Origin of the sequence: Cyanobium sp. BA5m-10 (assembly GCF_024346255.1) — a bacterium.
Classification (GTDB): domain Bacteria; phylum Cyanobacteriota; class Cyanobacteriia; order PCC-6307; family Cyanobiaceae; genus Cyanobium_A; species Cyanobium_A usitatum.
Genome location: NZ_JAGQCP010000086.1, coordinates 1 through 5882, shown reverse-complemented (window position 1 = coordinate 5882; position 5882 = coordinate 1). Strand labels below are relative to the sequence as shown.

General features: G+C 65.5%; 8 protein-coding genes. 5 read left to right on the top strand and 3 right to left on the bottom strand.

The features are described 5' to 3' along the window. Positions 1-110: 110 nt before the first annotated feature. Positions 111-695: a WD40 repeat domain-containing protein gene (locus KBY85_RS15565; protein WP_254962374.1), complete on the top strand. Its 585-nt coding sequence runs from the start codon at positions 111-113 to the stop codon at positions 693-695. Between the two features lie 64 nt (positions 696-759). Here the strand turns inward: KBY85_RS15565 and yidD are convergent, their stop codons facing one another. Genes yidD through KBY85_RS15550 form a run of 3 tightly spaced genes read right to left on the bottom strand, consistent with a single transcriptional unit; the run spans position 760 to position 3153 of the window. After that, a complete protein-coding gene (gene yidD / locus KBY85_RS15560) occupies positions 760-999 on the bottom strand; it encodes a membrane protein insertion efficiency factor YidD (RefSeq protein WP_254962373.1) in 240 nt (79 codons plus the stop codon). A 4-nt stretch (positions 1000-1003) separates the two neighbouring features. Beyond that, positions 1004-2455, bottom strand: coding sequence for a cysteine--tRNA ligase (gene cysS / locus KBY85_RS15555; RefSeq protein ID WP_254962372.1), 1452 nt, complete (start codon positions 2453-2455; stop codon positions 1004-1006). Beyond that, positions 2455-3153, bottom strand: coding sequence for an SgcJ/EcaC family oxidoreductase (locus KBY85_RS15550; RefSeq protein WP_254932351.1), 699 nt, complete (start codon positions 3151-3153; stop codon positions 2455-2457). Before KBY85_RS15550 ends, cysS begins: the two co-directional genes overlap by 1 nt. 153 nt (positions 3154-3306) lie before the next feature. On the opposite strand from KBY85_RS15550, the gene KBY85_RS15545 reads away from it, so the two are divergent. From KBY85_RS15545 to KBY85_RS15530, 4 genes are all read left to right on the top strand, one after another. Continuing rightward, positions 3307-3747 (top strand): hypothetical protein, encoded by a 441-nt coding sequence (locus tag KBY85_RS15545; protein WP_254932350.1) that lies wholly within the window; start codon positions 3307-3309, stop codon positions 3745-3747. Then, positions 3740-4846, top strand: coding sequence for a WD40 repeat domain-containing protein (locus KBY85_RS15540; protein ID WP_254962370.1), 1107 nt, complete (start codon positions 3740-3742; stop codon positions 4844-4846). The genes KBY85_RS15545 and KBY85_RS15540 overlap by 8 nt, the downstream gene beginning before the upstream one ends. A gap of 5 nt (positions 4847-4851) precedes the next feature. After that, on the top strand, positions 4852-5472 hold the full coding sequence (gene hisI, locus KBY85_RS15535; protein WP_254932348.1) for a phosphoribosyl-AMP cyclohydrolase: 621 nt from the start codon (positions 4852-4854) through the stop codon (positions 5470-5472). Positions 5473-5560: 88 nt separating this feature from the next. Further along, positions 5561-5882, top strand: a 322-nt coding sequence (locus KBY85_RS15530) for a metal ABC transporter solute-binding protein, Zn/Mn family (protein WP_254962369.1), incomplete at its 3' end; no start/stop codon positions are given.

Sequence of the window (5882 nt, the reverse complement as noted above, 5' to 3'; positions counted from 1 at the left end):
CTGGGATGGGGCCAACCGGCAATGGCGTGAGCCACCGTTGCCGTTGCCCGGCACGATCCAGACCCTGGCTTGGAGCGCCGATGGGGTACAGCTAGCGGCCAGTTGCCACGGTGAAGTGGTGCTGTGGTGCCCCTTGGACCCTGCGGGCCCCCACGGGCTCGGCTGGCCTGGCCCTGGCCTTTTCGCCCATCGGTGGGCTTCTGGCCTGTGGCCAGATGGATCGCTCGCTGCTGCTCTGGCCCGAGGAGGGCTATGGCCGACCCTGGCAGTTCAGTGGGTTCCCCGCGAAGGTGCGGGCCCTGGCCTGGAGCGATCAGCCTGGTCGACTGGCACCCGCCTTGGCGGTGGCCTCAGGCGACACCGTGGTGCTGTGGCAACAGCGCAATCAGAGCCAGCAGGGCTGGAAGCCCGAGCCCCTTCTTTGGCATCAGCACCGCGTTCATGCTCTTGCCTTTGCGCCTGATAGCAGCCTGCTGGCCAGTGCCTCCGCCGACGGCACCGTGGCCCTCTGGGATGGACGCGGCCGGATGCGGCAGCCGCTGGAAGGGGAGGGGCAAGGTTTCCAGGCGCTGGCCTGGCGGCCTGATGGCCGTCATCTGGCGGCCGGTGGCGATCAAGGCCGCTGGTGGCTGTGGCCGGTGGAAGTGCCAAGCAGGGAACGTCAGCGGCGTTCCGGTGGGGCCGGGTTTGGTTGAACAGCGGCTCCAACGCCCATGAACGCCTTGAACTGCTCCAAGCGCCGTTGCGGATCAGAGGCGGTCATGGCTGGCTTGTCTCTTTCTGCATAGGGGGTGGAACGGGGTCGTAGCCACCCGGGTGAAGTGGATGACAGCGACCCAGCCGGCAGAGCGACAGCCAGCTGCCGCCGATTATCCCGTGGATCTGGATCGCTTCGATGGCGTACTGGGAGCAGCTGGGAGTGAAGCGACAGTTGGGCCCCAGCAGTGGGCTGATCAGGATCTGGTAGCCGCGGATCAGCAGCAGCAGGAGACGCGTCACGGTTTCAGCCACGGTGATGGGAGGGTCGAGCAGGGCTTGGCGGAGCGATGGGACGGCAGGCCCTGACGTCTGCGACCGTCACCCCCGCCTCGATCAGCTGATGCCGCAACCGGTCGGCCAACTGAAAGTCGCCGTCCTGACGCGCCTGGAGGCGGCGCTTCTGGAGCTCGGCGATGGACGCCTCGTTCAGCTGCGGCTGCGACCGTTCGGCCGGCCGGGACGGGGCCTGCAAGGCGGCCAGGGCCTGAAGGGGGTCCTGTTGGAGCAAGCCGAGCAAACGGCCTGAGGCGAGCAGGCTGGCCCTGAGCGATTCCCGCGCAGCATCAGAGCTGGCGCGTTGCAGTTCCCGGCTCAGGCCATGCAGGCGGGCAAGGGTGGCGGAGATGTTGAGATCGTCCGCCAGGGCCTGCAGCACGATCGGATCTGGTTCGCCCTCGTTGCCAGTCGCGCCAACAACTGCTGCGGTGTCGCTACAACTCAGGGCCCTGTAGAAGCTCGCCAGCGTGCGTTTTGCCTGCACGAGCCGCTCCTGATTCCAGTCCAGGGGTTGGCGGTAGTGGCTGGCCAGCAGGGCAAAGCGCAGGGCTTCGCCGGGAGCCTGCAGGAGCAGATCTCGGACCAGCAGCACATTGCCGAGGGATTTCGACATCTTCTGCCCAGCCACGGTGATGAAGCTGTTGTGCAGCCAGGTGTGGCAATAGGGCAGACCGGTGGCAGCACAGCCCTGAGCGATCTCGTTCTCGTGGTGGGGAAAGATCAGGTCCTGGCCGCCGCCGTGGATGTCGATCGGGAAACCCAGGTGGCGCTGGATCATGGCCGTGCATTCCACGTGCCAGCCGGGCCGTCCGCGACCCCAGGGACTCTCCCAACCCGGCATGTCTGGGCTGGAGGGTTTCCAGAGCACGAAATCCATGGGATCGCGCTTGAAGGGAGCCACCTCCACGCGGGCGCCGGCCTGCATTCCTTCCTTCGTGCGGCCGGAGAGCTGGCCGTAGCTGGCAAAGCTGGCCACCTCAAACAGCACATGGCCCGCCGCAACATAGGCATGGCCACGATCCAGCAGTTGGGCGATCAGGAGCTGGATGTCGCTGATGTGCTCGGTGACGCGGGGCTCCCGGTCCGGTGGAAGCACATGCAGAGCGCGCATGTCGGCCTGATACGCGGCAATCGTGCGCTCCGTGATCGTGCGAATGGGCACCCCCTTTGAGGCTGCCGCCGCGTTAATCTTGTCATCGACATCGGTGAAGTTGCGCACATAGATCACCTGCCGATAGGCGTGGCGAAGCAAGCGCACCAACACATCAAAGACCACAGCCGGCCTGGCATTCCCAATGTGGGGCAAGTCATAGACGGTGGGGCCGCACACATACAGCGTCACCCGATCAGGTTGCTCCAGCTGCAGGGGGCGCTTGCGCCGGCTCAGGCTGTCGTGGAGCTGGATCCTGAGGGTGCCCATCAGCTTCTTGTTGCTTCCGGCAGCAGGGAGGAGTGATGGTGGGAGATCTTCCACTCACCATTCTCAAGCACGTAGATAAAGCTGTAGCGGGCCTGGGCGTTGCTGCCGTCAAGGAAGCGGAAGTTGTATAAACCTGCGTCTTGCACCATGTTGCAGCCGATCAGAATTTCCCGCTGGCTGATCTCACCGCTGGGTCGCTTCTCTAGAAAGTGGCTGAAATAGTCCACGATGCTGTCATGGTCTGTTCGGGGCTCATCCGAGAGCGTTGGCAGCAGCACCGCATCGCGGCTGTACAAGTGCGCTATTCGTTCCGGATCCCGGCTCTGCAACGCGTTGTTCCAGCGTTCAAACAGCATCTGAACCTCGGCCTGGCTGATCAAGGCGCAACCACTGGGCCCATCCCCTGGCAGTGAGGGCTGGCGGGATTCGAGCAGCTCCACCTGCAACCAAATCAGCCCGTTGCTGGGCAGGAGGGAATGGCCCACCAGTGCCAGGGGCCGCTGGCGAGGCCCCACGCGCCAGCGCCTTGTGGTTCCTGGCTGCAGGCCTGCCAACTCCATTTCCAGCCAGGCCGGAAGTGTGTCTTGACCAACAGCCAGGGAGAGGAGTTGCCGTTCGGTTTGCCGCCTGCCACTAAGGTCCGTGGCCTGCAGCGCCACGGTCAGCACAGGCGCGGGCTTCTCAGGTGCGCGTGCCACTGGGGTGATGGGGCTCTGCCCCTGCCGTGAAGCTGTTCTGCGCTGCATGGCCAAGGAGGACAACACCAAGCGGCTATCTTACGAGAATGATTATCGTTTGCTGATGCGGAGCGTTTGGTGCTGCTCTCGTCCCCCTGGCTCCGGCGTCTGCCGATGACTTCGGACGCGCGGGAATTCTCTGGTCAGGACCCCTGGGAACAGGAACCCTCACCCGAGGAGCAGGAGCGCTTCGAGCGGCTTCACGATGGGCTGCTGCGACGGCAGGACAGCCTGCGGGGGCAGCAACAGCAGCTCTGGGCCTGCCTCCAGGCCATGCAGAGCCTGACGGCAGCTGTTGTCCAGCACCTCGCCAGCGAACCATCCTCCCTGGCGCGGCAGACCATCGGTCGGCGGCAGGTGCTCAGCGATCTCAGGGCTCTGCAGGCCTGGCTGCTTTCGGTGGAGCTGCTGCTGCAGCGCACCGGTGAGGTGGAGTGGCCGCAGGCTGTCGAGCGCTTGGCTCAGGAGCTGGTCGGTGAGCTGGCCCCTGATCCGCACGGCGAGCAGCGGATGCGGCTCAACCAGCTGTTGGAGTGCAGCACCCGTGATGGTTGAGCTCTCGCAGCCCGCATCAGCCACGGCCCAAGGACCGGTGAAGGAGCAACTGCGCGGCAAGGTTCAGGGCTGCATCACCGGCTTAGCCTGGGCTCCCCAGGCTGCCCAATTGGCCATCACCAGCGCAGCTGGGGATTTCATCCTTGTGGATTTCGCGGCCGGCGTGGACTGGCCCTTGCAGGAGGCCACCGCTGCCGGGAGCAAGGGCTTTGACGCCCTGGGTTTCTCCAGCTGTGGCAGCCGGCTGGCTGCCGCCGGTGAGGGTGGTGTGATCTCGCTCTGGCAACTGGACGGAGACGTGCCCGAACAGAGGCCGGTGCCGCCACTGGGGGGATGGATTGATCAACTGGCGTGGCAACCGTATGGCGTGTTGCTGGCGGTGGCACGGGGAGCGGAGATCTGCCTCTGGCACAGCGAGGCTCAGATCTGGCTGCCGCCCCTACGCATTCCTGGATCTGCGGTGATGGCATTGAGCTGGAGCCCAGCGGGTGATCAATTGGCAGTGGGCACGGGGCAGGGGGTGTGGATCTGGAGCCTGCCGCCAACGCCGTCTCCGGCCCAGCCGGTCCCGGAGCCGCTGCACTTGGAAACGGGCTCGGCGGTTCTACAGCTGGTTTGGGGATCGGACCCCCCTTGGCTCGTAGCTGGTTTGCTGGATCGCCGCCTGGTGCTGTGGCGGGATCTGCAGCAACCCATGCTTGGCGTAGGTGACCTGCCGGGCAAGATCCATGCGCTGGCGCTGTCGCGGTTGGCCAGCGGACAGCAAGGGCTGCTGGTCGCAGCGGCGGAGGCCGCTGTGGTGTGGTCGGGCCAGGGGGGTGACCTTGAGGCCTGGAACGCCGTGCTGCTGCCCTTTCATCTGGATCGGATCTCAGCGCTGGCCTGTGGCCCTGCCCAGGCCCCGATCGTCACGGCCTCGCGTGATGGCACCGCGGCGCTGTGGTCGGAAGCCGGATCCCTGCTCCAGGTGCTCGAACTGAATGGTCAGGCGCTCAGCAGCGTGGCCTGGCGAGCCGACCGCAAGGCCCTGGCAGCTGGCGGTGAGGAGGGCGGCTGGGTGATGTGGCCCCTCGATCCGGATGAGGGGGTCAGGGCATGAGCGCCATGGAGCGATGGCCACGCGCCTGCGTCGATCACCTGCGTTTCAACGCCGATGGCTTGATCCCCGCCATCACGCAGGACTGGCTCGACGGTGCGGTGTTGATGTTGGCCTGGATGACCAGCCCATCGCTGCTGGCCACGTTTGAGACCGGGCAGGTGCACTACTGGAGCCGCTCGCGCCAGCAGCTCTGGCACAAAGGAGCAACCAGCGGACACATCCAGCTGCTGCGGGGGTTTCGCTACGACTGCGATGCAGACGTGCTGCTGCTAAGCGTGCAGCAGGTGGGGGATGTGGCTTGCCACACAGGCGCCCGCAGTTGTTTTTTTGAAGACGGTGACACGCCAACCGGCGGAGGCCCCCAGGCCCTGCCTCCGCCGGTGGATGCACTCAGCGCAAGAGCCCGACTTCGGCCAGATGGGCGCACCAGCGGCGGCGCCATCACCGCTGCTGCTGGGCTTGATGCGGCCTGCCAACAGCTGACCGGGGACTGGCATCAGGGCGTGGACGGTGAGGATCTTGACCACGCCCTGGCGCTGCTGGACGCTCTGCAGCAAGGCCTCGCCGCCCGCGGCTTCTCCTGGCGTGACCTGCTCAAAAAGGCGAAACAGTCTCCGTTACGATAAGAATGATTCTCATTGCAGCTCCTTCTGTCGTGAGGGTCGCCGCCCTGGTTTCCCTGATGGGCCATCCACTCTTGTTGTCTGAATCCTGATGAGCTTTTTGTTCGCCTGCCTGCAACGCACCGGTCTTTTGGCACTGGCTCTCGTCCTGGTGGGCTGCGTAGCCCCGAGGCAGACCAACGACTCCAGCTCCGGTGGCAAGGCGTTCAAGGTGGTCACCACCTTCCTGCCGATCACCCTGTTCACCAAGGCGGTGGCGGGCGACTGCGCCACGGTCACCGCACTGATCCCTCCCAACCTGGGCCCCCACGACTTCCAGGCCAAACCGGGCGATCTGACGGCCCTGCGCCAGGCAGGGGTGCTGGTGAAGAACGGGCTGGGGATGGAGGCGTTCCTCGACAAGCTCGTGGCCT

Coding starts and splice junctions, on each gene's coding strand:
- cysS (WP_254962372.1), bottom strand. CDS start 2,455: ATGGGCACCCTCAGGATCCAGCTCCACGACAGCCTGAGCCGGCGCAAG.
- KBY85_RS15545 (WP_254932350.1), top strand. CDS start 3,307: ATGACTTCGGACGCGCGGGAATTCTCTGGTCAGGACCCCTGGGAACAG.
- KBY85_RS15540 (WP_254962370.1), top strand. CDS start 3,740: ATGGTTGAGCTCTCGCAGCCCGCATCAGCCACGGCCCAAGGACCGGTG.
- hisI (WP_254932348.1), top strand. CDS start 4,852: ATGGAGCGATGGCCACGCGCCTGCGTCGATCACCTGCGTTTCAACGCC.